27 protein-coding genes are annotated in these 26,450 nt (G+C 43.0%); 15 read left to right on the forward strand and 12 right to left on the reverse strand.

Annotation, left to right across the window (positions count from 1 at the left end; translation table 11 throughout):
* Positions 1–63: 63 nt before the first annotated feature.
* The 14 genes from G563_RS33530 (at position 64) to G563_RS0102335 (ending at position 13,925) form a co-directional block, all read left to right on the forward strand.
* Positions 64–585, forward strand: coding sequence for a redoxin domain-containing protein (locus G563_RS33530; protein ID WP_051210713.1), 522 nt, complete (start codon positions 64–66; stop codon positions 583–585).
* Positions 586–657: 72 nt separating this feature from the next.
* Complete coding sequence (locus G563_RS0102275; protein ID WP_028663872.1) at positions 658–1,806, forward strand: glycosyltransferase family protein; 1,149 nt, start codon at positions 658–660, stop codon at positions 1,804–1,806.
* A gap of 538 nt (positions 1,807–2,344) precedes the next feature.
* Positions 2,345–4,369, forward strand: a complete 2,025-nt coding sequence (gene nadE, locus G563_RS0102280; protein ID WP_028663873.1) for an NAD(+) synthase — start codon at positions 2,345–2,347, stop codon at positions 4,367–4,369.
* A gap of 48 nt (positions 4,370–4,417) precedes the next feature.
* Positions 4,418–4,867 (forward strand): methylglyoxal synthase, encoded by a 450-nt coding sequence (locus G563_RS0102285; RefSeq protein ID WP_028663874.1) that lies wholly within the window; start codon positions 4,418–4,420, stop codon positions 4,865–4,867.
* Positions 4,868–4,951: 84 nt separating this feature from the next.
* A complete protein-coding gene (locus G563_RS0102290; protein ID WP_028663875.1) occupies positions 4,952–5,518 on the forward strand; it encodes an anthranilate synthase component II in 567 nt (188 codons plus the stop codon).
* 215 nt (positions 5,519–5,733) lie between these two features.
* Positions 5,734–6,714 carry a bifunctional heptose 7-phosphate kinase/heptose 1-phosphate adenyltransferase gene (locus G563_RS0102295; RefSeq protein ID WP_028663876.1) on the forward strand — a complete coding sequence of 327 codons (981 nt, stop codon included), beginning with the start codon at positions 5,734–5,736 and terminating at the stop codon, positions 6,712–6,714.
* A gap of 25 nt (positions 6,715–6,739) precedes the next feature.
* Positions 6,740–7,666 (forward strand): hydroxymethylbilane synthase, encoded by a 927-nt coding sequence (gene hemC, locus G563_RS0102300; RefSeq protein WP_037325816.1) that lies wholly within the window; start codon positions 6,740–6,742, stop codon positions 7,664–7,666.
* 21 nt (positions 7,667–7,687) lie between these two features.
* Complete coding sequence (gene trpD / locus G563_RS0102305) at positions 7,688–8,677, forward strand: anthranilate phosphoribosyltransferase (RefSeq protein WP_028663878.1); 990 nt, start codon at positions 7,688–7,690, stop codon at positions 8,675–8,677.
* Between the two features lies 1 nt (position 8,678).
* Positions 8,679–9,275: a Uma2 family endonuclease gene (locus G563_RS0102310; RefSeq protein ID WP_028663879.1), complete on the forward strand. Its 597-nt coding sequence runs from the start codon at positions 8,679–8,681 to the stop codon at positions 9,273–9,275.
* Positions 9,275–10,075, forward strand: a complete 801-nt coding sequence (gene trpC, locus G563_RS0102315; RefSeq protein ID WP_028663880.1) for an indole-3-glycerol phosphate synthase TrpC — start codon at positions 9,275–9,277, stop codon at positions 10,073–10,075. The genes G563_RS0102310 and trpC overlap by 1 nt, the downstream gene beginning before the upstream one ends.
* Before the next feature lie 25 nt (positions 10,076–10,100).
* On the forward strand, positions 10,101–10,742 hold the full coding sequence (locus G563_RS0102320) for a phosphoribosylanthranilate isomerase (RefSeq protein ID WP_028663881.1): 642 nt from the start codon (positions 10,101–10,103) through the stop codon (positions 10,740–10,742).
* Positions 10,743–10,824: 82 nt separating this feature from the next.
* Positions 10,825–12,018: a tryptophan synthase subunit beta gene (gene trpB / locus G563_RS0102325; protein WP_028663882.1), complete on the forward strand. Its 1,194-nt coding sequence runs from the start codon at positions 10,825–10,827 to the stop codon at positions 12,016–12,018.
* Between the two features lies 1 nt (position 12,019).
* Entirely contained in the window at positions 12,020–13,282 is a 1,263-nt protein-coding gene (locus tag G563_RS0102330) for an AAA family ATPase (protein ID WP_028663883.1), read from the forward strand.
* A complete protein-coding gene (locus tag G563_RS0102335) occupies positions 13,269–13,925 on the forward strand; it encodes a hypothetical protein (RefSeq protein ID WP_028663884.1) in 657 nt (218 codons plus the stop codon). Before G563_RS0102330 ends, G563_RS0102335 begins: the two co-directional genes overlap by 14 nt.
* Here the strand turns inward: G563_RS0102335 and G563_RS37860 are convergent.
* The 7 genes from G563_RS37860 to G563_RS33535 all read right to left on the reverse strand — a co-directional run bounded on the left by G563_RS37860 (position 13,812) and on the right by G563_RS33535 (position 21,127).
* Positions 13,812–14,336 carry a Riean_0653 family protein gene (locus G563_RS37860; protein ID WP_157585022.1) on the reverse strand — a complete coding sequence of 175 codons (525 nt, stop codon included), beginning with the start codon at positions 14,334–14,336 and terminating at the stop codon, positions 13,812–13,814. The two genes, G563_RS0102335 and G563_RS37860, sit on opposite strands and share 114 nt — an antisense overlap.
* A 20-nt stretch (positions 14,337–14,356) precedes the next feature.
* The gene (locus G563_RS0102345) at positions 14,357–15,730 is read right to left on the reverse strand and encodes an alkaline phosphatase family protein (protein ID WP_028663885.1); all 1,374 of its coding nucleotides are present in this window, start codon (positions 15,728–15,730) and stop codon (positions 14,357–14,359) included.
* Complete coding sequence (gene eboE, locus G563_RS0102350) at positions 15,727–16,923, reverse strand: metabolite traffic protein EboE (RefSeq protein WP_028663886.1); 1,197 nt, start codon at positions 16,921–16,923, stop codon at positions 15,727–15,729. Before eboE ends, G563_RS0102345 begins: the two co-directional genes overlap by 4 nt.
* A gap of 138 nt (positions 16,924–17,061) precedes the next feature.
* The gene (locus G563_RS0102355) at positions 17,062–18,228 is read right to left on the reverse strand and encodes a 3-dehydroquinate synthase (protein WP_028663887.1); all 1,167 of its coding nucleotides are present in this window, start codon (positions 18,226–18,228) and stop codon (positions 17,062–17,064) included.
* Between the two features lie 14 nt (positions 18,229–18,242).
* A complete protein-coding gene (eboC, locus tag G563_RS0102360) occupies positions 18,243–19,118 on the reverse strand; it encodes a UbiA-like protein EboC (RefSeq protein WP_028663888.1) in 876 nt (291 codons plus the stop codon).
* A gap of 124 nt (positions 19,119–19,242) precedes the next feature.
* Positions 19,243–20,265, reverse strand: a complete 1,023-nt coding sequence (locus G563_RS0102365) for a TatD family hydrolase (RefSeq protein WP_028663889.1) — start codon at positions 20,263–20,265, stop codon at positions 19,243–19,245.
* Positions 20,249–21,127 carry an EboA domain-containing protein gene (locus G563_RS33535; RefSeq protein WP_051210738.1) on the reverse strand — a complete coding sequence of 293 codons (879 nt, stop codon included), beginning with the start codon at positions 21,125–21,127 and terminating at the stop codon, positions 20,249–20,251. Before G563_RS33535 ends, G563_RS0102365 begins: the two co-directional genes overlap by 17 nt.
* 251 nt (positions 21,128–21,378) lie before the next feature.
* Here G563_RS33535 and moaC point away from each other — a divergent pair, with 251 nt between their 5' ends.
* Positions 21,379–21,852 (forward strand): cyclic pyranopterin monophosphate synthase MoaC, encoded by a 474-nt coding sequence (moaC, locus tag G563_RS0102375; RefSeq protein WP_028663890.1) that lies wholly within the window; start codon positions 21,379–21,381, stop codon positions 21,850–21,852.
* A 70-nt stretch (positions 21,853–21,922) separates the two neighbouring features.
* Here moaC and G563_RS0102380 read toward each other — a convergent pair whose 3' ends face one another.
* The 5 genes from G563_RS0102380 to G563_RS0102405 form a co-directional block, all read right to left on the reverse strand.
* Positions 21,923–22,939: a DUF4097 family beta strand repeat-containing protein gene (locus G563_RS0102380; protein ID WP_028663891.1), complete on the reverse strand. Its 1,017-nt coding sequence runs from the start codon at positions 22,937–22,939 to the stop codon at positions 21,923–21,925.
* A 42-nt stretch (positions 22,940–22,981) separates the two neighbouring features.
* On the reverse strand, positions 22,982–23,899 hold the full coding sequence (locus G563_RS0102385; RefSeq protein WP_028663892.1) for a HEAT repeat domain-containing protein: 918 nt from the start codon (positions 23,897–23,899) through the stop codon (positions 22,982–22,984).
* Between the two features lie 14 nt (positions 23,900–23,913).
* Entirely contained in the window at positions 23,914–24,432 is a 519-nt protein-coding gene (locus G563_RS0102390; protein ID WP_028663893.1) for an RNA polymerase sigma factor, read from the reverse strand.
* A gap of 155 nt (positions 24,433–24,587) precedes the next feature.
* The gene (locus tag G563_RS0102395) at positions 24,588–25,538 is read right to left on the reverse strand and encodes an N-acetylornithine carbamoyltransferase (protein WP_028663894.1); all 951 of its coding nucleotides are present in this window, start codon (positions 25,536–25,538) and stop codon (positions 24,588–24,590) included.
* A 255-nt stretch (positions 25,539–25,793) separates the two neighbouring features.
* Positions 25,794–26,348, reverse strand: a complete 555-nt coding sequence (locus G563_RS0102405) for a glutathione peroxidase (RefSeq protein ID WP_229598427.1) — start codon at positions 26,346–26,348, stop codon at positions 25,794–25,796.
* Positions 26,349–26,450 lie beyond the last annotated feature (102 nt).

The raw sequence follows: 26,450 nt of genomic DNA on the forward strand, positions 1-26,450 counted from the left end.
AAGAGGGTGATTGTTTTATCAAGCCCCCTTTCTGATACCCAAATCTAAAAATATACCCAAAAAATGACACTTCGTTCAACCCTCATTTTGCTGCTTGGTATACTGATATTGCCAGTCATAAGTAAAGCCCAAGGACAAGTATTCATCTTTTTTGATACAGAATGTCCCATCTGTCAAAAATCATCCCAAAGACTACAAGAAATGTACGAGAAATACCACACAAATGTTGCGTTTAAGGTCGTTTTTTCGACCAAAACCCTTAAAAAATCTGCCGTAAAGCAATTTAATAAAGAGTACAACTTCTCCGTCCCTTATGTGATTGACAAAAAACATAAGCTCGTCGAACAATATGACGCCAAAACTACCCCTGAAGTAGTATTGTTGAATGCACAAAATCAAGAAGTATACCGTGGTGCAATCGATAATCAGTTTTTTGGATTAGGAAAATATCGCCCAAAAACCACCGAATTTTATCTTAAAACTGCCTTAGAAGCACTTATAAAGGGGGAGCCTATCACTCCTAACAAAACAGAAGCGGTGGGGTGTCTTATCAATCGAAAAAAAGCACCCGCAAAAATTTTGTGATTCTTAAAATGTGATAGATTCATTCAAAACACAAACCTTTGTAATTCCAGCTTATTTTACTGAGTTTGCGGAATGCCTAACAAATTTCTCACAATTGTCAATCGTCATTACCCACCCAACCCTGGCATCACGGGAGAATCAGCCTGGGATTTGGCTCAATATTTAATCGAATATCATGGCTTTGAAGTCCGCATTGTCCATGTCAAAAGAAGTGACTTAGGGGGTGGAGCTGTACGTGAGCCTATTGGCAAAACATTCTCTATTCCAACCCTTTATAAAGGCAAAAAAGGATTTTTAAAACTTGTCGCTGGTTTTTTTGACGGATTTTTTCTGGTTATCAAAACCTTACAAGTTCGACGCGGCCCTGTTCTCTGCATGACAAGCCCTCCACTTCTCCCTTTTTGGGCTTCTTGGCTTTTCCCAATGTTTGGAGCGCGATGGGCACTATGGTCGATGGACTTATTTCCCGAAGGTTTTGCAGCGGATGGTGTCATCAAAGCCTCAAACCCTATTTATCGGTTCGTGCATTGGGTCACTTATCGTTTTGCTCCTTCTGCCCTGTTTGCTTTGGGTCCCAATCAAGCATCTTATGTCCAAAATAGCTATGGTAAGAAGATCCCTACTACTATTATACCATGCGGAGTGCTTCTCAACCAACCCCTTGACCCCAACCGCCCCTCATGGCGACTCAACGACGATAAAATTTATTTGGGCTATGCTGGCAATCTAGGAGATGCTCATTCTGATACTTTTCTTTTAGCACTCATACAGCACCTCAACCCCCAAAAACATCATCTCATTTTGGCTTTGTATGGCACAAAAGCCGAAAAGGTACTATCTATAGCTCAACAAAAAGAAGGAATAACCATTCTGAAAAATATCCCTCGTAGCCAATTGTGTTTTATTGACATACACCTTGTCAGTCTTCTTACCCAATGGACACACATTGCGGTTCCTTCCAAAGCTATGAGTTCGATAGGGGCAGGCGGAAGTATTTTGTTTTGTGGAAGCAAAGAAGCAGATACATGGGCTTTGCTTCAGGAGGCAGGATGGTATATTGATGAAAATGGCGATATCAATAAACAAGTGCAGGCTTTTTTAGAAAAACTAACCCTTCCTGAAGTGCTTCAACGAAAACAAAAGGCGATACAAGTGTCTTTTCACTTAAAGGAAATGCTCATTAATGCTTATGAACAAGTCGCGGCTTTTGCACAAATCTAATAAAAACACCTTCCAAACTGGTTACTTATATACCAATCACAAGTCTAAGCGATAAAAATGGCTGCTACTATTTTGATGTATGCCTTTTGGCTTCGTTCAGATTATCTGTTTACTATACTCCAAAATTATAAAATCTTTTCGCTTGAATAAGTTTGTTCAAAAACAATCTTATATCTTTTTCTTTTTACCTAACTATCAACACTTTAACGCCATTTTTTACTAATAAAAGATACTATTAAAAAAATATTTCTCATAAAACACCCCAAAAAATGTGACTTATATACCTAAACAACGTCTAACGCGCGAAAAATGACAGCTACGTTCATAAAATCCCTCCTAAACTGAGAAACAAATTGGAGACAAGATACCTAGAACCAAAAGAATACATCCCAAAAAATGTGACTTATATACCAAATAAACGTCTAACGCGCGAGGGATACTTACCTTGCATCATCACCGATTAAAAGGTTTCAAGCGGATAGATTGGCTTTCTCCGTCGGAAATCTCAATTTTGTACCAAACAAACTCCTATTCAAACATGCCACTCCTCAAAGTAGCCGCAGGAACTATCAATACCACACCCTTGGCGTGGGAATCAAACAAAAAGAGTATCATCGATGCCATAGAGGAAGCGCGTCAACAAAACATCAGTCTGTTGTGCTTACCCGAATTGTGCATCACGGGCTATGGATGTGACGATGCTTTTTATAGTCAAAACACACTTAATCAAGCCCTTGAAAGCCTTCACGAAATAGTAAATCAAACAAGTGGAATAGTGGTCTCGGTAGGGTTGCCGCTGCGTTTCAACAATAAAATTTATAACACAGCTTGTTTGATTGCCAACAAACGTATCCTGGGTTTCACGGCCAAGCAGCATCTTCCCAACTATGGGTTATTTTATGAAGATCGTTGGTTTCATCGATGGCCAAGTGGCGCACGAGAAGAAATCAAGGTGGGTGATTTTAGTTATCCTATTGGCGATTTGGTTTTTGACCTTTCTGGCGTCAGGATTGCCTTTGAAATATGCGAAGATGCTTGGGTAGCATTACGACCGGGTCGTTCTCATTTTGAGCGCGGGGTGGATATTATTCTTAATCCGAGTGCAAGTCCTTTTGCTTTTCATAAATTCATGACCCGCGAACGCTTCGTGATTGATGGTTCCCGTTCTTTTTCGTGCAGCTATGTCTATACCAACTTACTTGGCAACGAATCGGGCCGCCTTATTTTTGACGGAGATGCGATGATTGCGTCTGATGGTACACTGTTGGCTTCAAGTCCGCGATTTGGGTACGCCGACTATCATCTTACTGCGGCTGTTGTTGATACTGACCTCACACGTCTTTCTCATTCCCAAATCAAGTCTTCTCTTCCAACGGGCAATTGGAAGGTCGCCGATACTTTTGCATGGCCAGAAACCAGCCCTGCTTACCAAGTAGCAGAATTAGAACCCTTTGAAAGAGGTGGTTTTTTGAAAGAAGAAGAATTTGCGCGAGCGGTATGTTTGGCTTTGTTTGATTACTTGCGCAAATCTCGTTCGCAAGGTTTTACGATTTCGCTCTCAGGTGGGGCTGATTCCTGCGCTTGCGTGGCTCTGTGTGGTTTGATGATTCGACTAGCCGACGAAAGCATAGGTCTGGATGCTTTCAAACAAAAGCTAAGCTATATCAAAAAAATTCAGGCTGAAACCACAATTGAAGGCATCGCTAAACAATTGATTCACAGCATCTACCAAGGTACTGAAAATAGCTCCAAAGATACTTACGAATCGGCCGAAAGCTTGGCTGAATCGATTGGTGCTACCTTTTATAATGTCAATATCAACGGACTCGTCGACACCTACAAAGGACTTATTGAGCAGCAGATTGGAAGAGATTTGACTTGGGAGCAAGACGATATTCCGCTTCAAAATATCCAAGCAAGGGTACGTGCCCCAAGTGTATGGTTATTGACCAATCTTTATGGGCACTTGCTATTGGCAACTTCTAATCGCTCCGAAGTAGCTGTGGGCTATTGCACGATGGACGGCGATACGGCGGGGAGTATTAGTCCTATTGCGGGCATCGACAAGCATTGGCTACGTCAGTGGCTTGTGTGGCTCGAAACTATCGGCTGCCATGTCAAAGGTCACCATATCAAAATAGAAGGTTTGAAAAAAGTAAACAGCCTTCAGCCAACGGCCGAGCTACGCCCTAAAGACAAAATGCAAACCGACGAAAAAGATTTGATGCCTTATGAAGTATTGGATGCTATCGAAGAAGTAGCTATCCGCGACAAAAAATCTCCCATCGATTGTTTCAAATTCATGGAGGTACGTTTTGAAGGAAAATACTCCCGCGAGATGTTGTTCACTTCGGTAGATAGATTTTTCAAATTGTGGAGTCGCAATCAATGGAAGCGAGAGCGCTATGCCCCGAGCTTCCACCTCGATGACCTCAATCTCGATCCACGCTCTTGGTGTCGTTTCCCGATTTTGTCAGGAGGTTTTGAAAAAGAATTGGAAGAGTTGAAAGCCTATTATGAAGGAAAATCCACCAAAGGGCGCAAAGGCAAAATTGGGTTTTAAAGTTGTAACCTAAAGAGATCAAAAAGTTTTTCTAAAACTATCAACAAAATGCACATTCGTCAACTTGCCGCTCGCAAACGTATCGCATTGGTGGCCCATGACCACAAAAAAGTGGACCTTATCCAATGGGCTTCACAAAACAAAGCCCTCCTTACGCCTCATGAATTGTATGCCACAGGCACCACCGGTAAACTACTCGAAGTGGCTTTGGATACTCCCGTAACGCGGCTTTTGAGTGGCCCTCTCGGCGGAGATCAACAAATCGGAGCTATGATTGCCGAAGGCCGGATTGATGTCTTGATTTTCTTTTGGGATCCCATGTCGGCACAACCACACGACCCCGACATCAAAGCCCTGCTTCGCCTTGTAGTAGTGTGGAATATACCGATTGCCTGCGACCGCGCCTCCGCCGATTTTCTAATGACCTCTCCACTGATGAGTCAGCCTTACGAGAGCATTTTGCCGGATTATGATGCTTATCTCCAAAGGAAGGTTTGAGGTACGATAGGAAATGGTATTTTTGTGTTTTCAATTGAAGATAAACTTGTTTGTTTGCTCACTCACTTTTTACAAATCCACCAAATGCGTATCTTAGTCCTTGACAATTACGACTCTTTTACTTATAATTTAGTCTATATTTTACGAGAGCTGCACGACGATGTAGAAGTGCATCGCAACGATAAAATCTCTCTTGATGAGGTAGCTCAGTATGATAAAATTCTTCTCTCTCCTGGCCCTGGCATTCCTTCAGAGGCAGGCATCATGCAGGATTTGATTCGGACCTACGCTCCCACTAAGAGCATCATGGGAGTATGCTTAGGACATCAAGGGATTGGAGAAGTTTTTGGCGCTACCCTCAACAATATGTCGGACGTATTGCATGGAATCAGCGATAAAGCAATCGTTACTGACCCTTCTGAGCCTCTTTTTCAGGGGCTTCCTTCCTCTTTTCAAGTAGGTCGATACCACTCATGGACCGTCGTAGGTGCGACCGTTCCTGATACCATGACTATCACCGCCGTCGACGAAAACGGGGAAGTAATGGCGCTTCATCATAATACTTATGACGTAAGAGGCGTACAGTTTCATCCTGAATCGGTACTGACAGAGCATGGCAAACAAATGTTGCAAAATTGGCTCGCTATCTGAGGATAACTTTACCACAAATGATAGAAGTAAGTAAATACCCTCCGACTTACTTTCATTTTTATTTGTTTACCTTTTTGACATAGGTATCAATCCCTTTCCAAACACAATACGGAGGCTTTACTTGAAGTGGCAGGTTTTAGGAAGATCATCCTAAATCTTCTAATTAACACAATCCCCTTTCTTAATGATTATTTATCAAATTTGATTTTTATAAAATGACAGTTGATCAAATATTTGACTCTTTTCCCAAGCTAAAAGTACTGATTGTGGGCGATGTAATGTTGGATGCCTATGTATGGGGAAAAGTAGAACGTATTTCGCCCGAGGCTCCTGTACCTGTGGTAGTGGCACATCACCGCGAATATCGTTTGGGCGGTGCTGGCAATGTCATTCTGAATGTGCATGCGCTAGGCGCTGAGCCTATCATCTGTTCGGTGATTGGTAATGATACCCAAGGTCAAAATTTGTTGGAAGAACTAACAAAAAGAGGCTTAAGAACCGACGGTATCCTCCAAAGCCCCGACCGTATCACTACTATCAAAGAACGCATCATTGCCAGCTCACAGCAAGTTGTCAGAGTAGATACCGAAACTGATAAAGTCATCACTTTAGAAGAACAAGCACAGCTCATTGACAAAGCGAAGGAATTGATGAACAACTGTGACGTAGTTTTGTTTCAGGATTATGACAAAGGGGTTTTGTGCCCCCATGTCATCAAAGAACTTACCGATTACGCCAATCTTCACGATATCCCGACGGTAGTAGATCCTAAAAAGCGAAATTTCTTGGCTTACCAAAATGTAACCCTCTTCAAACCCAATCTTAAAGAACTTAAAGAGGGCCTAAAAGTAGATTTTGATGTAAGAAAAGAAGACGAGCTCAAAGCAGTTGTCAAAAAATTACGTCACGAACTAAACGCCAAAGGGGCTTTTGTAACGCTCTCCGAACGAGGCGTTTATATTGATTTCTCGGACCAACAACACCGCATTGCTGCTCACGAACGAGAAATTGCGGATGTGTCAGGCGCGGGTGACACAGTTATCAGCATTGCCGCGTGCGCCCTTGCGCTCAAGCTCCCACCCAATATCGTCGCCGAACTCTCTAACCTTGGTGGAGGGCTCGTATGCGAGCACGTAGGCGTAGTACCTATCAACAAAGAGACCCTAAAATCAGAAGCAAAAAAGAGCTTGGAGTAATCAAGCAGCTATACCCATTTTTTCCATGACTCCTATCAAAATCGGAACACGCGGCAGCCGTTTAGCACTTTGGCAAGCGTATTATGTCGAAAATATATTGCAAAAGGGAGGACTTTCGACCGAAATCGTACTCATCGAGACAAAAGGTGATCAAATTCTTGACCGTTCGTTGTCCAAAATCGGTAGTAAGGGCGTTTTTACCCAAGAGCTTGAAGACCAGCTCCGTGATGGCCGTATCGATATTGCGGTTCATAGTGCCAAAGATTTACAATCAGAGCTTGATGATGACCTAAGCATCATTGCCTTTACTGAGCGCGAACGAGTCAACGATGTACTGGTAAGTCGCAATACTTCACTTTCTCTCAGAAGTGGCGATAGCTTTACGGTAGGCACTTCTTCTACGCGTCGAGTAGCTTTGCTCAAACACTTTTATCCCCATATCCGCACAGTCGATATGCGTGGCAATCTGCAAACCCGACTTCGTAAACTAGACGAAGGCCAATGCGATGCTATTTTGTTGGCATTTGCGGGAGTTCATCGGATGGAATATGACGAATTGATTGCTGAACACCTCTCTTTAGACGAATTTACACCTGCGGTAGGCCAAGGAAGCGTGGCTATTGAATGTAGTCAAACCCTCGACCCTGCCAAACGTGATAAAATAAGATCATTACTCAATCATGCAGATACCGAAACCTGTCTTTTGGCCGAAAGGGCGTTTCTGCGGCGTTTGCAGGGCGGATGTAGTGTACCCGTTTTTGGGTTAGCTACTTTACAAACTGACTCCCTCGTAATGACAGGAGGAGTGGTAAGTTTGGACGGAAAAACCCTGCTCAAACAGACCATCAATGGCTCACACTCTCAGCCCGAAACCATAGGAACTCAACTAGCCGAATCGCTTTTGACCCAAGGCGCGGCTGATATTTTAGCCCAAATCAAACAAAACCAGTAAAATTTGACCTTTACCCCACCAATGAAGGCTACGCTCAATCATCTCCTCAATTACCAAACTATCGACCATCAAACAGCCTATCAAACCTTGCTCGGCATAGGAAAAGGTGAATTTAACCCTTCTCAAATAGCTAGTTTTCTCACCATTTTTGCGCTGAGAGGAATTACGGTAGAAGAACTAAGAGGATTTCGGGATGCCATGTTGGAGCTGTGTCTTCCCCTTGATTTTTCGGCTTTTGACCCGATGGATGTATGCGGTACAGGCGGTGACGGCAAAGATACTTTCAATATTTCTACTCTTTCAGCTTTTGTGGTAGCCGGCACGGGTCAGCGCATTGCCAAACATGGCAACCACGGCGTATCGAGTTTGGTAGGCTCCTCTACCGTTCTAGAATATTTGGGGATTAAGTTTTCAAACGATGTAGATTATCTCACCCGAAAAATCGAAACTGCCAATATCTGCTATCTACACGCGCCACTTTTTCATCCCGCTATGAAGTATGTCGCGCCTATTCGGAAAGAATTAGGTATCAAAACATTTTTCAACATGCTAGGGCCTCTTACCAATCCTAGTTTTCCCAAAAAACAGTTGGTCGGAGTATTTAGCCTTGAATTAGCCAGACTTTATGCCTATCTTTACCAGCAATCCAAGCATCATTATGTGATTGTTCACGCTTTAGACGGTTATGATGAAGTGTCTTTAACGGGTGATTTTAAAATAACTACAGCTCAAAGCGAGCAAATTCTTTCGCCGCTTCACCTCGGCTTAGACATTCTTGCGCCTAGCGAATTATCGGGAGGAAATAGCCTCAAAGAATCCGCTGATATTTTCTTAAATGTACTTCAAGATGAGGCCACTCCTGCCCAAAAACAAGCAGTATTGGCCAATGCTGGTTTGGCGCTATATGCCGCTAATCCATCTCTATCGTTGTCGGAGGCCATTGCTACTGCTCGCGAATCATTGGAAAGCAAAAAAGCACTGGCTTGTTTCAAAAAACTAATTGAAGATTGATATGGGTGTAATAAGTATAAAAGATTTAAATCCAAGCGGTATCTATACTTATGCCGACTATTTGAAATGGACCTTCGATGAACGCATTGAACTCATCAAGGGAAAAATTTTCAATATGTCGCCTGCCCCTGCCCGACGAAACCAAAAAATTTTAGGAAGAATATTTACTCCTATCAGTATCTTACTGGATGGATACACATGTGAAGTATATGCGGCTCCTTTTGATGTTAGACTTACCCAACGACAAAACAAACACACTGACAATCAGATTTATACCGTCGTACAACCTGATATTTCTGTGATTTGTGACCCCACAAAACTTGATGATCGCGGATGCTTAGGTGCCCCTGATATAATTGTTGAGATTTTGTCGCCAGGCAATACCAAAAAAGAAATGAGCGACAAATTTCAAGTTTATGAAGAAAATGGGGTAAAAGAATATTGGTTAGTCGAACCCAACGACAACGTCATCATTGTGTATGTTCTTAATGAGGAAGGGAAGTATGTAGGTTTGCACCCTTATACAGAAAATGACATTATTAGATCCAGTGTGATTCCAAACCTTGAAATATCTGTCAGTAAAATTTTTGAACCTTAATGAATATTTTAGATAAAATAATAGCCCACAAACGCACAGAAGTAGAAGCGGCCAAAGCTAAAGTAAGCCTCGAACAACTCGAAAAAGCCCCTCTCTTCACGCGTCAGACCCTCTCCCTTAAAAATGCCCTTAAAGCAGAAGGCGCGTCGGGGATTATCTCTGAGTTTAAGCGCAAATCACCTTCCAAAGGCATTATCAATGACCGTCTTTTGCCCGAAATCGTCACCAAAGGATACGTAGAAGCAGGGGCTAATGGCTTGTCGGTCTTGACCGATACGGCCTTTTTTGGGGGTACTTTTGATGATTTTGCCAAAGCTCGTGCGGCTAATCCTTACACTCCTATGCTTCGCAAGGATTTTATGATTGACGAATATCAACTATGGGAAGCCAAGGCGATTGGGGCCGATGTGATTTTGCTCATTGCGGCCAATCTTACTCCCGCCGAAATTCGGCATTTGGGTCAAAAAGCACAAAGTTTAGGATTAGAGGTATTGCTAGAAGTCCACAACCAAGAAGAATTGGAGCAAAGTATATGCGAATATGTGGATATGGTAGGTGTCAACAATCGAAATCTTAAAACTTTTGTAACTTCTATCGAAACTTCTGTGGAATTAGCGCAACTTATTCCAGATGATTTCGTCAAAATATCCGAAAGTGGGCTCAAAAATGCAGACACTATTCAGCAACTTCGGGGAGTAGGGTATCAAGGTTTTTTGATTGGAGAATCGTTTATGACTACTGACGACCCCGGACTTGCGCTCAAAAACCTCATTGATAAGTTTCAAATGAGCATCAACTAACAACCATAAAGTACCTACTACTATGATGAAGATTAAAGTTTGTGGAATGCGCGACACAGCTAATTTAGCTGAACTACTTGAGTTGAAACCTGACTTCATAGGGTTTATTTTTTATGACAAATCTCCTCGTTTTGTGGGCGAAATCTTGGACGAAGAGTTTGTCAAAAATATACCAAAACCTATCAAAAAAGTAGGTGTTTTTGTCAACGCAAACCCTGACTTTATCCTCAGAAATGTTAAGAAGTACGATTTACAATTTGTACAACTGCATGGTAACGAAACACCCGATTTTTGTCGAACCCTCAAAATGCGGGGCGCTAATATCATAAAGGCATTTTCGGTAGATGAAAACTTCAATTTCGCAACCCTCAACAATTACAAACCTCATTGCGACTTTTTCCTCTTCGATGCCAAAGGCACTCAGCCAGGCGGAAATGGTATCACATTTAACTGGGAAGTTCTCAAGCGCTACGACAACGACAAACCTTTCTTTCTGAGCGGAGGGCTATCGCTCGAAAATATCGAAGAGGTTTCTAAACTCGATAACCCCATTTTTGGTTTAGACGTAAACAGCAAGTTTGAGACAGAACCAGCCCTCAAAGATATTGAAAAACTCAAACAGCTCATGGAGATGGTTAGACCTGCCGCCGAAGAAGTAGAAGCCTAAAGCTTTATTTATTCGGCAACTCCCCACAAAATCAAACTTCGTTTTATCACTTTTTTAGAATCAAATTAATAGAGTATATCCCATGACAACGTTAGTAAACTCCCCTTTCCAAGTTGATACGCGCGGCTACTACGGGCAGTTTGGTGGGGCATATATTCCCGAAATGCTATATCCTAACGTGGAAGAGCTTCGAGAAAATTACCTCCAAATCATTGCCCAGCCTGATTTTCAGGAAGAATTTCAGGGGTTGTTGCGCGATTATGTAGGCCGCCCTACGCCCTTATATTTTGCAAAACGACTTTCTGAAAAATACAATACCAACATCTATCTCAAGCGTGAAGACCTTTGCCATACGGGTGCTCATAAAGTAAATAATACAATCGGTCAGATATTGCTTGCCAAACGCCTCGGCAAAAACAAAATCGTGGCCGAAACAGGAGCCGGCCAACATGGCGTGGCCACTGCCACTGTATGTGCATTGATGGGCATGGAATGTATCGTATATATGGGTGCGATTGATATCGAACGCCAAGCGCCTAATGTGGCTCGTATGCGCATGTTAGGAGCAGAGGTACGCCCGGCTACAAGTGGCTCACAAACTCTCAAAGACGCTACCAACGAAGCCATGCGACATTGGATCAACAACCCAACCGATACGCACTATATCATTGGGTCGGTAGTAGGGCCACATCCTTATCCCGACATGGTGGCACGTTTTCAGTCGGTTATTTCGGAAGAAATCAAAAAACAATTATTAGAAAAAACAGGCTCCGAACTTCCTAACTATGTCATTGCATGTGTAGGGGGAGGTTCCAATGCCGCAGGTGCTTTTTTTCATTTCCTAGATGATACTTCCGTCAAACTCATTGCGGCCGAAGCAGGTGGACATGGTATTACTTCTGGGCTGTCGGCGGCCACTACTTTTTTAGGAAAGATGGGCGTTTTGCATGGCAGCAAAAGTATTTTGATGCAAACCGAAGACGGGCAAGTAGTCGAGCCACACTCTATTTCTGCGGGTTTGGACTATCCAGGTATCGGGCCACTTCATGCACATTTGCACGATACGCATCGGGCGGAGTTTTATGCCATTACAGATGATGAATCCGTAACAGCCGCGATGGAGCTTTCCAAATTAGAAGGCATCATTCCAGCCTTAGAAAGTGCTCATGCCTTGGCTGTGTTGTCGTATTTGAAAGCTACTTCCGGCGAAACAGTCGTCATCAATCTCTCCGGACGCGGCGACAAGGACTTGTCGACCTATATGAAGTATTTGTAAAATGAAAGTTTCTCATATTTACATAAAAGACAATCACCAATTTAAAGACTTTGAATTGGACTTAACTTATCCAGCGGGGCACCCCAAAGCAGGTAAACCGCTGGATAAAGTCTGTATTATCGGTCAAAGCGGCACAGGGAAAACGAGTTTGTTAAATAAGCTTGCCAAGCCAGCTGAAAAAATCTATTATTCAGAACCTACTACCAAATCTGATCAAATTAATAATAATCAGATTACTACTCCCTTAGATTTTAATAATAAAAATTCAAGTTTTATAAAATATGTCAATAGCGACAGTGATATTCGGTTTACTTTATTCGACAATGGTTATTTAGTTTATAAGAATGGAATTGAATCCTCACAATCACGGTATTCTTTGCCTATAATGATTGACGCTCATACCGGTGAGAAAGATTTAGGAGAAAATTTACAATATTGGAAAGATATAATAAAAGATATAATTGTTTTTAGAGAACAAGAAATTCAAAAAAAATTAGAAATAGCAGAATTAGTTACTACAAATCAAGAACTACTTCAGGCCGAACTTGACAAATTTAACGAATGGCAAAAAAGCCGACCAAACCCTCTCAAAGATTTAGCAGACAACTACTTAGACAAACTTCTCTCTCAATTTCATTTGAGAGTAAGGCAAAGCTTAGATTTTAAAAAGACAGAGGATATAAAGACTATTAAAATTGAGACAATTGAGGGAAAAGAAGTTCCAAACAATTTATTGAGCACTGGTACCAAACAGATTATTTTAACAACACTTCCCTTGTATGCTTCAAAGCCTACCAAAACAATTATTCTATTTGACGAACCAGAACGTTCTTTATACCCAGATATTCAGACTAAAATCATAGATTTTTATACAAGCTTATCCACTGATTGTCAATTCTTTTTTGCTACACACTCTCCCTTGATTGCTTCTTGTTTTGAGCCTTGGGAAATCATCGAACTCAAATTTAAACCCGATGGCAGTGTGTACAGAGAGCTATACTATGACTCACAAAAGGAAAATCACGTTGACAATTATACCATAGACCCCCGCTATCTTCGTTGGGATTCTATTTTGACTCGGATATTTGATTTAGATAATGACAGTAACGAGGCACGTACGCGTAAGTTGATGGAATTGGCAACATTACGTAGCAAACTTCACAAAGCCAACGGTAAGCTTTCGGTCGAAGAAAAACAAAAGCTGCAAGCCCAATTTGAAAAATTGGCGAATTTATTAGATTGGGAATACGATGCAGAAAATTGATAAAACACAAATCTTTTCAACAGTTTATAAAAAATGGGAAGAAGGGTGCGGCCCCAATCATCCATCCTATAATTCTTCGAATGGCAAATACTACTATGATGTAGTTATGAATTTATTCCATTGTCAAAAAGGAGTATGTGCTTACAGTGAAATTAGTTTATGTGATGATGACTATTATCAATTTGAGCTTTGGAATAATGGAAAATATTCTTCCCAAAAACCAGAATTTAGCGGTGCTTTAGACCATTTTGATCCTAATTTAAAACCAACGCAAGGATGGCTATGGAGTAATTTGTTTATGGTTTCGAAAGACATCAATGATAAACATAAAAGAGAGAAAGCTGTAGATTACATCCTCAAACCCGATTTGAACGACTATGACCCTTTTAGGCTTTTGGAGTATGACAATCAATTGCACGTTTTTATTGCAAATACTGACTTAGATAAAGTACTTCAACAACGGATTAATGATATGCTAGAGGTGCTGGGTATTAATTTATCTTGGATAAAAAAAAGTCGTAAAAATCATTTACTCATACTTAACATCAAACCGCCCCTCGGTGACTTTTACCGTTTCTTTGGTAACAATGTATTCAGCATCGAATGCAAACCTTCCCGAGACGATTCGGCTGACCGTGTCTAATCGAGAAATGACGACTTGCCCAGGATTGGATGATTTGGTGTTAAAAATCTTGAAATTGTTGTCGTAATAAATTCCAAAAGGTTTGTCATACGTATCTTCCAATAAATTAGTACCCACCACTCCTTTGGGTAGCGTTAGCTGAACGCGGTCTTTGGTACTGGCATTGGTATGGATAAACAAATAAAAAGTAGTAGCGCTCAATTGTTTAAACTCAACTTCGATGGCCTTGGCGGCAGTCCCTTGGTCGTTGCGAATGCCGTTTGCAATCCAAACTTTCCCATTGATTTTACAGCCGAAGGTATTTAGCCCTTCAGTGGTGGGAGCGGGCAAAGCATCTTCTTTGGGTTGGCAGCTATTGAGGGTGAAGAGGCCGAAGGTTAAGAAGAAAAGTAGTGGTAAGAAGTTCTTCATAGAAAGGGTTGAAAACGAGCTTATTCATTCTCAAACAAATGCCCCCAAATCACGTCATATACATCTACGGCTTGGAGTTCGGCTTGGGTGAGGTGAGCGTCCGTAATACAAATGGGATAAAACTCGCGGGGCGCACTGATACCCCCGTGTGAGCCTTTAATGAGCGTAGCGTCTAGCGGAATAACGTCCATTAAATAGCGGAAACCGAGCAACTTACGTGCTAATTTGTATCCTGCTCGAAGTTTGATAAATGGATTTTTGGGGTCCATAAACATCTCAACGGGGTCGTAGCCTGGTTTGCGGTGAATGTCCACCAAATGCGCGTAATCGGGCGCTTTAGCGTCGTCGAGCCAATAATAGTAGGTAAACCAACTGTCGGGTTTGGCTACTGCGACCAAGTCGCCCGCCCGCTCGTGGTCGATATGGTGCGCTTTTTTACCTTCTTCGTCCAGTACAAGTTCGATACCTTCGGTTTGTTCGAGGCGTTTTTTTACTCGCGCTTTTACGGCGGGGTCGTTGATATAAATGTGGGCAATTTGGTGGTCGGCAGCGGCAAATGCTTTCGAAGCTCCCGCGTCGAGCAGCTCATACCAACGCTCTGTACGTACCGAAATCAACCCTTCTTCCCGCAAAATACGATTGATGTGAACGGGACGGTGAACGGGGTTGATGCCGTATTCGGAAAGTAAAATAATGCGGGTGTTTTTGGATTCGTAGTATTTTACCAAATCGGCTACCACTTGGTCGATTTCGTTTAATTCTTTGCTAATTTTAGAGAAATCAGGACCAAATTTTTGTAAACAATAATCCAAATGCGGCAAGTAGATGAGCGTCAGCGTAGGGTCGTGTTTGCGGTCAACCCATACGGAAGCATCCGCAATCCACTTCGTCGATTTAATATTGGCATTGGGTCCCCAAAAGTTAAAGAGAGGAAATTGCCCCAAGTCTTGCTGAAGTTCATCGCGCAACGACGCAGGATAAGCGTAACAATCGGGAGCTTTTACTCCGTCGGCGTGGTATTGGGGGCGAGGTGTGACCGAAAAATCGGCGGTGGAGTACATATTGTACCACCAAAACATCTTTGAACACGTAAACGACGGGTCTTGACGTTTGGCGGCATCCCAGATTTTTTCGGCCTTCACCAACTTGTTGGATTGCTTCCAAAATTTCATTTCGGCATCCTCGCGGTCGTACCAGCCGTTGGCCACAATCCCGTGTTCCGAAGGCCATTTGCCCGTTACATAACAACTCTGCGAAGTAGTGGTTACGGCAGGCAGCACGGGCTTAATCGGCGTGATGTGGCGAGATTTAACATACTCGCTCAAAAAAGGAGTATGTTCTCCAATCAAATTGGCACTTAGGCCAACAATATCTATGACGACAGTTTTGTTCATTTTAATTGTTCATTCACCCATTGCATTTCGCGGACGATTGACTCGCCAATGGGTTTTTGCATATCAGTGGGTAAGACACCCCACGTATAAGTTTCGACTTCGAGGTGTTGGGTAAACGGCGTAGCCTTATGTACATTGAGCGTCTTCACAATTTCAGCTTGTGTTGAGTCAAGTAAGCCATATGAATCAATAAACAGCGGTACGTGGAAATGAATCCGCCATTCGTTGTGGGTACTTGAGTCGGCTTGGATGGCTTCGGCCAAATCAGGGAATTTTTGGAAAGTACCTTCGTTGGTTTTGGCTACGACTTGGTGCAAATACACGGGTTCGTCGAAGCTTCGAATCGCGTCTAATTTTTCGGCGCGTTGGTCGTTCAATGTCATTTTTACGGCCGAACTAATCTGAATTTTTCCGACTCGGATTCCTAGTTCTTTGAGCTGGTCAACAATGACTTGTGGTTCTTCATAACTGACCGCAAAATGGCACACATCGTAGCAAAGTTGGATGTGAGTAAGCAATGTTTCTTTGGCCTCTTCGGGTGTCAAATCGTGGGATTCTTGCAAATGAGCAATCCCTTTGGGTAAAAAATAATCAGCATACCACTCAATAAACTCTTGCCCATTTTCCAAAATTCCGTCAGGCTCAGGCTCAATGTCAAGGTGCATGAGTTTGCCCGTGACTTGGCGGAGAGCTATCAACTCTTCTACCACATTCAGTATATTTTCAGTGGCTGTTTTGATGGCTTGTTGTTTCTCTTCTTCGGTTTGCCACCAATAGCGATACGATAATGGAGAGGTAGAAACGCCTCCCTCCATATTATCGGGAAGCAGTTGTGCCAAAATCCTAAAGAGACGCTTGGTATATTCAGTACGGTCGTTGGTGGTCCAGTCGGGAGTATGAACGTCGTCTTTGACACGCGTGGCATGAAAACCTCCGTAGGGGAAGCCGTTCATGGTAAAAACGTAGATACCGTTGGCGGTCAACCATTCTTTAAACTCTGCCAACTTTTCAGGCTCCGATAGCTCAATAGAAGCATCATTGGCGAGCCGAAGCCCTAAGGCAAAAGGTTCGTTGGGTGAGAGTTTTGATTTTATGTAAGGAAGGTTATCGCGCAAGGTTTGGAAATGATTCTCCCATTGTTCGCCAGGGTGAATATTGCTACAATAAGTGAGGTGCCCGTAGGGAGTTTTCATTATGGTGAATAGTGTAGAAAAAAATCTTTTTGGAAAACATCGTTTTATATAAAAAGGTGTTTTCCAAACAAAAATACTTTCCTCGGCCCCACCTCCTGTCATAAGAATTTTTGGCCTAAGAAAGTATGAGGGAGTTTTTTAATTGATTAACAAACTCGAAAAATGTCCTTCTAAATAATCCACCGATTCGGCAATCCGGTCAGCGTCCATTTCGTGGACTTCAACGCCCTTGCCAATGCGGTCGAGGAGCATGATAGTCAGGCGACCGCCCAAGTGTTCTCTAAATTCTTGGAGGCCGTTGCGAAGGTTGATTTTATCGTTTTCGGCGAGTTTGGGGTGATACAAATCAAAACCCAACTTTTGAATTACGGCCAAGATTCGTTCTAATTCTTCTGCATGGAGTTTGCCCACTTTGGTCGAGTACACACTGTCTAGCGCAATTCCAATCGCTACGGCTTCTCCGTGACGAATCTGAAAATCGGTGAGATACTCCAGTTTGTGAGCAGCCCAGTGCCCAAAGTCCAACGGTCGTGAAGAACCAAACTCAAAGGGGTCACCGCTACGGATATGTTCTACGTGCATTTCAGCGCAACGGTGAATCAAATAGGCCATAACCTCTTCGTTGCGTTGAGCTAGGGCTTGTGCGTTAGCTTCAATCCACTCAAAGAAAACTTTATCTTTGATAAGCGCTACTTTGATAGCCTCGGCAATGCCCGAACGCCAATCGCGGTCGTCGAGACTATGCAAGAAAGTAAGGTCATTAAAAACCGCAATAGGAGGAGCAAATGAACCCAAGAAATTTTTCTTTCCTCGGTAATTGATGCCGTTTTTGACTCCCACCCCTGAATCGTTTTGAGACAAAACCGTCGTCGGAATTCGGATGTGTTTAACACCTCGGTGCGATACAGCAGCAGCATAACCTACCAAATCAAGAATAGCACCTCCGCCAATGCCAATCACAAACGAATGACGGTCAATACCATATTGGTCAATTGCTTCCACAATTTGGTCAAAGAGCGCAGGGTCATTTTTGGCTTCTTCTCCCCCAGGCAGCAACAGAATAGAGGGTACTAATTTGACGGACTCTTCTAAAGTCGCAAAATAGGTAAGAATATTTTGGGTAAGATGTGGGTAGTGAGCTGCAAAGCCACTATCTATCACGCATAATGCTTTGCGCTGGAAACTAGCATCGCCAAAAGAACGAAAAAATGCGCCTAGGGTATCGTTGGCAAGATGAAACAGGTCTTGGGTAAAAAATATGGAATAACTATAAGAGACCTGAAAAGATTGTTTTAGGGGTTGCATAATTTTAAAAAACGCTAAGTTACCGCAAACACACGGGCTAATAAAATGGAAAGTGGCAATAGTAACAAAACAACAAGCGCGATAGGCCAGTTCCCAAAAGCTACGCACCAGGCGGCGTTCATGACAATGAGCGAAAGAACTCCTGCTTTGACGGCCTTGCCGATATTGGGACCGATGGGGTTTTGAAAAGCTTTCCACAATGGGCGACCTATCAACAAAGCGTGTAAGGTGATTAGAAGTAAAGCCATAGAACCATTGCCTTGCTGGAATGCGACGATGAATTGGATGGCGTGGACACTCATATATAGTGAAGCTGCAATATACAGCGAACGACGTTTACCACCGTGTACTTCGTCTTGGCTGATTAGCGTGATAGCACCAATGTAGGCAATCGGTACCAAAGCCAGCCAGCCCCATTCTATCAATGATTGGCTCACGGCACTCATGCCTAGGAGCAAGTTACCACCACGGCAAAGCCCCATCGTAATAGGACCAAAAACGGCGCTATGCTTGGCATAGCGGTCATAAATCACCGCTAAAGCAGCGATGATTAGGGCCAATTGAGCACTCAAAAGACTGAACATTCCTGCGGCTATAATGCCCATTACCAAAAGGGAAATTCCCAAAAGAGCAGCTGCATTAACTGAGACTTTCCCACTTGGGATGGGCCGTTCGGGCCGCTCGACTGCATCAAGCTGAGCATCGAAGACGTCGTTCATGACTACACCGCCCCCGTACAAGCCTATAGTAGCTAGGATCAGCCAGTAGGCGCTGTTGGGAGAAGGCTCAAAAATAAATTGGGCAATAGTCATCCCCGCCAGTATATCAGCGATTGCCGTGACGATATTAGCTGGGCGAGCCAGTTGAAAATAGGGCTTAAAGTTACTCACGTTGCGGCTACTTCAAAATTTTGAAATGACAGACCTTCCAAGTGTCCAAAACTTGGAAGGTCTCTTAACTTTTGCCTTTCCAAGTTTGGTTTCTTAGTATTCAAACTTGGAAAGTCTTGAGTGCTTACTTGATTAAAAGCGTATTTTTCTTTTTTGCGTCGGGTTCTTGGCCTCCGCGTAAAATCGTATTACCATTAAATTTCTGACTTTGATCAATGGTAAGACCGTTTTCAAAGTCATTAACGTCGATTTGGCCACTTTTGGCAAAAGCGTCAATTGCATTTTGGTAAGTTACCAATCGAATCGCTTCGTCCAAAATTCCATTTAGTTTCATCAAAACGGCCGTTTTCGGAATTGCCAACGGGTCAGAAATCCCCCAGTCCGCCGCTGAGTTGACCATAATGCGCTCAGGGCCATACTGGTCAACGATTTTTACCATGCGTTCGTTGCTCATTTTAGTGAACGGATAAATCGTAAACGCCGCCCAAAAACCTTGATCGAGTACACTTTTGACGGTCTCTTCGTTGTTGTGATCCACAATCACCCACGACGGGTCAATGCCGTGTTCGAGCGCAATCGCCATGCTGCGTTCGGTGCCGCGTTTTTTGTCACGGTGTGGCGTGTGAATCTGAACGGGTAATTTTGCTTTTTTTGCCAATTCCAACTGCAAACGATAGTATTTTTCTTCCGCTGCCGTTTGGTCATCAAATCCAATTTCTCCTACGCCTACTACGCCTTCTTTGTACAAGTACAAGGGCAAAATCTCCATCACTTGTTCGGCGAGTGGCTCGTTGTTGGCTTCGCGCGAGTTGAGCCCAATCGTGCAGTAATGTTTAATTCCAAACTGCGACGAACGAAAACGCTCCCAACCAACAAGGCTGCTAAAATAGTCTTTAAAAGTAGAAAGACCCGTCCGGGGCTGTCCTACCCAAAAGGCTGGTTCAATCAACGCAACGATACCTGCATCGCGCATGGCTTCATAATCGTCGGTCGTTCGCGATACCATGTGGATGTGGGGGTCAAAAAAGCGCATTCCTTCAATAAGGCTGCGATGCGATTCCCAACTCAAATCGGTTTGGGAAACTACCTCCTCCGATTCTTCGAAGTGAGAAGGATTTTGTTCAAATTCTTTATGGTTTTGACACATAGGTATTCAAGTCAGAAAATTCAAGATTAGCCCACGTAATGTGGTGGGTGTTGACAACTTTTTGTAAATGTGGATAATTGGCCAATAATTGCAATGCAGGCTCGTGATTAGAGTGATAACATACAAGGGCAGCCGCTTGCTGGTCGTATTCGGAACTTGACTCAAACAAGTGTTTCATGTCGTCGAGTAAGGTTTCGTTCAAAAAGCGCGTTGCCAACCGCCATACTTGAGGGGCGACCCATCGGCCCGCGGCCCAGCGCTCATGGGCAAAATCGGAAAGAGTAAGCACGAGTTTTTCATTGCTTCGCTCTTCAAGCCCATAAATGAGGTGAAGAGGCTTATCGTTGAAAATTCCTTTCAATACCAACTGATTCCACGCCAATTCGGAAAAATGATGATACGGGTACGGATTGCGCAGCGCAATTGCCTCGTATACTACGCCCATATTTGAACGCACAGCGTCGGTGGCGCGGAAAAGCCATTGGTCAGGATAGGCCAACAGAGGCAATGCTGAATACAGAGCCACCAATTCATTCATTTCGGCGGTGTCAAAGAGCGTCTCGATGTGCCGGCAGTATTCTTCTCTATGGGTACTATCCAAACAACTCAACAACCATACGCGACCCAATCGCACAATTCCCCAATCTTCTACCGAAAATCCTTCTAAGATTTCATTCAATTCTATATTTTGGGCTACGGTAGGCTTGGTGGTCCGTTTGGCCAAAAAACGAGGTGCTGCCACAAAGGCAGTCATTAATTCTAAGGGTGTTGCGTTGCCTTGCTCTTGTAGCCAAGATGCCTCGGCTACGGTGAGGTGGTCGTCCAGAATTTCCCAAAGAAGACTATTAAGCTGTTCTAACATACAGATGTCTTGGTATTTAAACTTGGCAAGGTTGTAAAAAAACACCTTGGCAAGCTGTACATGAATGGTTAAAACTTGTCAAGTTTTGTAAACCACATTTGATTAACTATAAATGAGTTCAATTGTTGATTACAAAGTTACAAGGTAGCCAATGGGGATGTACCATAAAATGATAAAAATTAGAAATTAAGTGAAACTACGCGAAGCTTTCGTGTTACTTTGCGTTATTAGTATTTAAAACAAAAGAAAATATGTCTCTTACTCATTTAGATGCCCAAGGCAATCCAAGCATGGTAGATATATCGGCCAAAGCAGTGACGAAACGTGTAGCCAAAGCCCGTAGTATAGTAGTTTTGGGAGATGAGATCATGGATTTGTTAGAAAACAACGAAATCAATACAAAAAAAGGCCCCGTGTTTCAGACCGCAATCATCGCTGGAGTAATGGCGGCCAAGCGTACAGGGGAGCTCATTCCGTTGTGTCATCCTTTAGGATTAGAAAACTGTCAGGTCGAAATTAAAGTCAATGAAGCAAGGGAGGTTGTGATTGAATGTACGGCTAGCGTGACAGGAAAAACAGGCATAGAAATGGAAGCACTGACTGGGGCAAGTGTAGCAGCTCTCACTATTTATGATATGTGCAAAGCCATGAGCCAGCATATTGTTATCAAAGAAACCCGTCTCATTGCAAAGACGGGTGGAAAGAGAGATTTTGTATTGCCATAAAAATAATAACGGTAGTAGATTTCATTTATAAATCTACTACCGTTAACAAAAACTGCTTTAAAAGCGTCTATTATTTCTTCTTCCTCAAATACACATTGCCGCGAGTTGAGCGAATCGAAATTTTGGTTTGAGGCTCATTCAAGACGTATTTAGGGGCATTGCGGTCACTATCCCAGTATCTATATTGACCATCAGAAAAAGAATATACCACTCCATTGGTGCTACCTATGACCACATTGTTTCCCTCTCCCGACTGACTGATATAGGCTCTGTTGCCTGGTGCGTAGGTGGTAGCCGTCCCTGAACTTTGGCTCCGAATAGCCACTCGATCTGAAGCGGCTCTGGCGGCATCTGACTCCATCGCTTTACGGCCGATGATTCGCGCTTCTTCATAGGCTTTTTTCTCTTCTTCTATTGTTTTAGGATCAGGAGTATATGGTTTGAGGTCTAAATCAGTAAACATATTGCCGTCTGAAGCACTGATACTGAAAAGCACCTTGGCTTTTTCGGAAACGGTGATGTCCACATTATCACTATAGCTGACGATTGATGACGGTTTTTCGGGCATTTTATCATCAAAAACGATTTTGATTTTACCTTGGCTAGAATTGGCTACAATCGGACCCGATACATTGTTGAGAGTAATATCTTCGTAGTTGGTATTGACTTCGATGCTCCCTTTGATGCCCGAAATCGACATTCCGTTTTCATTGCATGAGCAGGAGTTTCGTTTTTTGATGATGAGGTTTAAGTCCTGAGGCATTTTAACTTTGTAAGTCGCTTTGCCTTTCAACACTACGTTGATTCTCAAAATATCACCGTTGAGGTTGCTCGATAGACCGATGTTGGTATTGTCAACTCCTCCCGCCGATAAGGGTCGTAAACCGTCGGCTTCTTGCGGAACTTTGGGTAGGTCGGAGGCTTCGATGATTACTTCGTCGCCACTGTAACCTTCGATATCAAGCTGCTTAGCATCCATATCCATCACTACTTGTTTGTTGGCTCCGCTAAACTTCGTTTTGTATGTTTGGGCATAAGTACTGCTTGCAATGGCAAGCGCACCCAGAAAAAGCATGTATTTGCGCATGGCTCTTAGATTGTTTTGTATTTGTGAGGTTAGTTTAATACGTTATTCGGTAATCATGGAAAGTTCTCCGATACTATTTTTAGCCAAAATTCTTACAGACTCGTCCACTTTTTCGTCTTTTTGGATTTGTTCAAAGACGGGCAAACTTTCTTTAACGCGCATCCTTACGAGGGTTTCGATGAGCGTACTTTGTTCGATGGGTTCGTCGGCTCTAGCTAGCTGATTGACCAGTACTTTTTTGACTTCATCGGTTTGTTTAAATCGTTCGAGTGTTTCGATAGTCGATAAGCGCACGTTGAGGCTTTCGTCTTCGCGCAGGGTTTTGATAAGAGCCTGAATGACGGCCGGCTTGGGATTGTTGAGTGCCGCCGCATAATTAAGACCTTTGAGCCTTTCTGAGGCAGAACGTTCTTTCAATAAACTCAAAATCACGAGTTCTTGCGTCATTTTCATTTCTTTGCGCAACGACGCTATTTGCTGATCTATCGACTCTTGTTTGCCTTTTTTATGCGGAATTTTGGTATTACTAAAGTCCTCCTCAGTTGATTCGGCTTCTTGCAAAGAGGCGGTATGGGTAGGAGGCGGGGTGGATGGGGTAGAAGCAGCCGCAATAGTACGGTACTCAATTTGTATAGGGGCCGTCTGACGGCCTATCCAAAACGTAATTGCGATACCTGCCACGGCTGCGGCATATTTAAAATATTGCCGCCAAGGGCTAGGAGAAAGTTTAACTACGGTAGTAGCAAGGATTTTTTCTCCTTGCAAAGCTTTATAAAAAGCCTCGTCCATTTGAGAGTCCGTATCAGCCTCTGTATTTTGGAGCATTTGCCAAACTTGCTTCAACTCTTCCACTTCTTTCCGCAAGACGGGATCGGTAGAGAGGCGCTGCTCAAAAACGACACGCTCTGCCTCCGAGAGGTGTCCTAGCAGATAGTCGGTGATGATTTGTTCGTTTAGCATCGTCTTTCTGAATTTTATTTACTACTTACATCAAAGTATAAATCTCTCAATTTTTGCATGGCTCTAAATACCCTCACTTTTACGTTGGCTACCGAAAGCCCTAAGGTCTGTCCTATTTCTTCATAACTCATATTCTGAAATCTGCTCAATACCAATACTTCACGATATTGGTCGGGCAGCTGTGTCAGTGCTTGGTGCAAATATTGGTGTTGTTCGTCGGCTTCGTCGTAGGTATCTCCTACATCAGGTATTTCTGTCAAATCCGAAAATGTAGGATTTTGTTTTAAATGATCAAAAAACACATTTCGAGCAATCTCCAATACCCACGTTCGAAACGAAGCACCTTCTCGATAAGTATGCCGATAACGCAACATCCTGAGAAATACCTGCTGAGTCAAATCACGGGCATTTTCACGGTCGTGTTGTCTATAAAGGAAGAAATTGAGGAGCGACTTCTTGTAGCGTTCATACAAGATAGCTGCCTTGTCTAAATCTCCCTGACTTACGGCATACATGGCCTGTTCGTCGGTCATGGAACTGTTTGGGTTTTCATGGAGAGATTACTGAGTGATGAGGAGAAGGTTACAAAAGTGGATGTTTTTTTTTGAGAGAAATAAAATTTTGAATGCTAAAAAAGCAAAAAACCTCTCTCAGAGATTTGAGAGAGGTTTTTTAGAAAAAATTTGGTTTAACTTAAGCCTTCCAATATTTGCTTCAATACCGCTTGGGCTGACCAAAGGCGATTGCCTGCTTGCTCCACTACGATAGACTGCGGTCCGTCGATAACTTCGTCGGTTACTTTGACATTGCGACGGACGGGCAAGCAATGCATAAACTTGCCATTGTGGGTCAAGTTCATTTTTTGTTGGGTAATCATCCAGGAAGGGTCTTTGGTCAATACTTTGCCGTATTGCTCGTACGACGACCAGTTTTTGGCATAAATAAAATCGGCACCTTCAAACGCTTCGTCTTGATTATAAATCACTTTTGCATTGTTCAAGTACTCAGGATTCAGTTCGTAGCCTTCGGGATGAGTTACTACAAAATCCACATCGCGGCGGGTAATCCATTCGCAAAACGAATTAGCCACGGCTTGCGGAAGTGCTTTGAAGTGAGGCGCCCACGTAAGCACTACTTTGGGGCGTGCGGTAGTTTTGTATTCTTCTATAGTAATGCAGTCGGCTAGTGATTGTAGCGGGTGGCGCGTCGCCGATTCAAGGTTGACGATAGGAACACCAGCATATTTTTTGAATTGGTTCATGACCAACTCGGCATAGTCTTTCTCACGGTCTTGCAACCCTGCAAAGGCCCTAACGGCCAAAATATCACAGTATTTGCCCATGACGGCAGCGGCTTCTTTGACGTGTTCGGCATTACCACCGTCCATGATTACCCCTTCTTCCAACTCCAACCCCCAGCTGTCTTGCCCTACGGTCATGACCATGGTGTTCATGCCAAGATTTTGAGCGGCGCGCTGTGTACTCAGTCGCGTACGGAGGCTTTGATTGAAAAACAATAACCCGATGGTTTTGTTTTCACCAAGGTGCTTGTATGAAAATGGTGATTTCTTGAGTTGAAGTCCCTCGCTTACAAGGGCATCAATGCTGGTTACATCATGTACCGAAAGAAAATGTCGCATTTCTGAAATGAAGGTGGTGTTGTAGAAAAAAACAAAATTGCAAAATTGTTTTAATGACCGCCTCTTTTAAAGAAATAGTTATCAAAAAAGGGGCAATAAAAGTCAATATAACTTTTATTGCCCCTTTTTTAGCAAATATGATTTAAAATTCCGTAGGGGCAGGCCTTGCGTCTGCCCTTGCGTCTGCCCTATTTATGTCAGTCAATAACGCGGATCAGGGGGCACACGCAAGGCGTGCCCCTACGATTATATGGATTAAATACCTACCGCGGATTTAAACTCTGCGTCAGTTGGCTTAATCTTCGAAGCGAAGAAGTGCGTCAATTTTCCATTTTCATCCACCACGTATTTGCAGAAATTCCACGTAGGTGCTTTGTCGTTCCAGCCGTTGAGTGACTTGTTAGACAACCACTTGTAGAGCGGATGTTGGTTTTCCCCCACAACGTCGATTTTAGAAAACATTTGAAAAGTTACACCGTAGTTTTTCTTGCAAAAAGTAGCGATTTCGTCGTTACTGCCTGATTCTTGCGAACCAAAGTTGTTAGCAGGGAAACCCAATACCACGATTTTATCGCCGTATTGTTCATGAAACTTCTGCCAATCAGCATACTGAGGAGTATAGCCACAAGCCGAGGCTACGTTGAGCAACACAATTTTCTTGCCTTTGTATTTGCTCAAAGAAATTTCGTCATTGCCCATGAGGGCTTTCATCTTGTAATCATACACAGAAGCGGCAGGTTTGATGTTTTCGGAGTTAGTTTTGACTTCCTTTTTGTTGGCAAAAATGCCTGTAATGAGTGACAAAAGCATGACAAACACGGTTTTGATAGTAGCCATTATGAAGATAAGGATTAGAGTTGAAAACTGTATTGTAAATAACGAAATGGATAATATGATTGTTCACACAAATAA

This window comes from Runella zeae DSM 19591 (assembly GCF_000423565.1).
Lineage (GTDB): Bacteria > Bacteroidota > Bacteroidia > Cytophagales > Spirosomataceae > Runella > Runella zeae.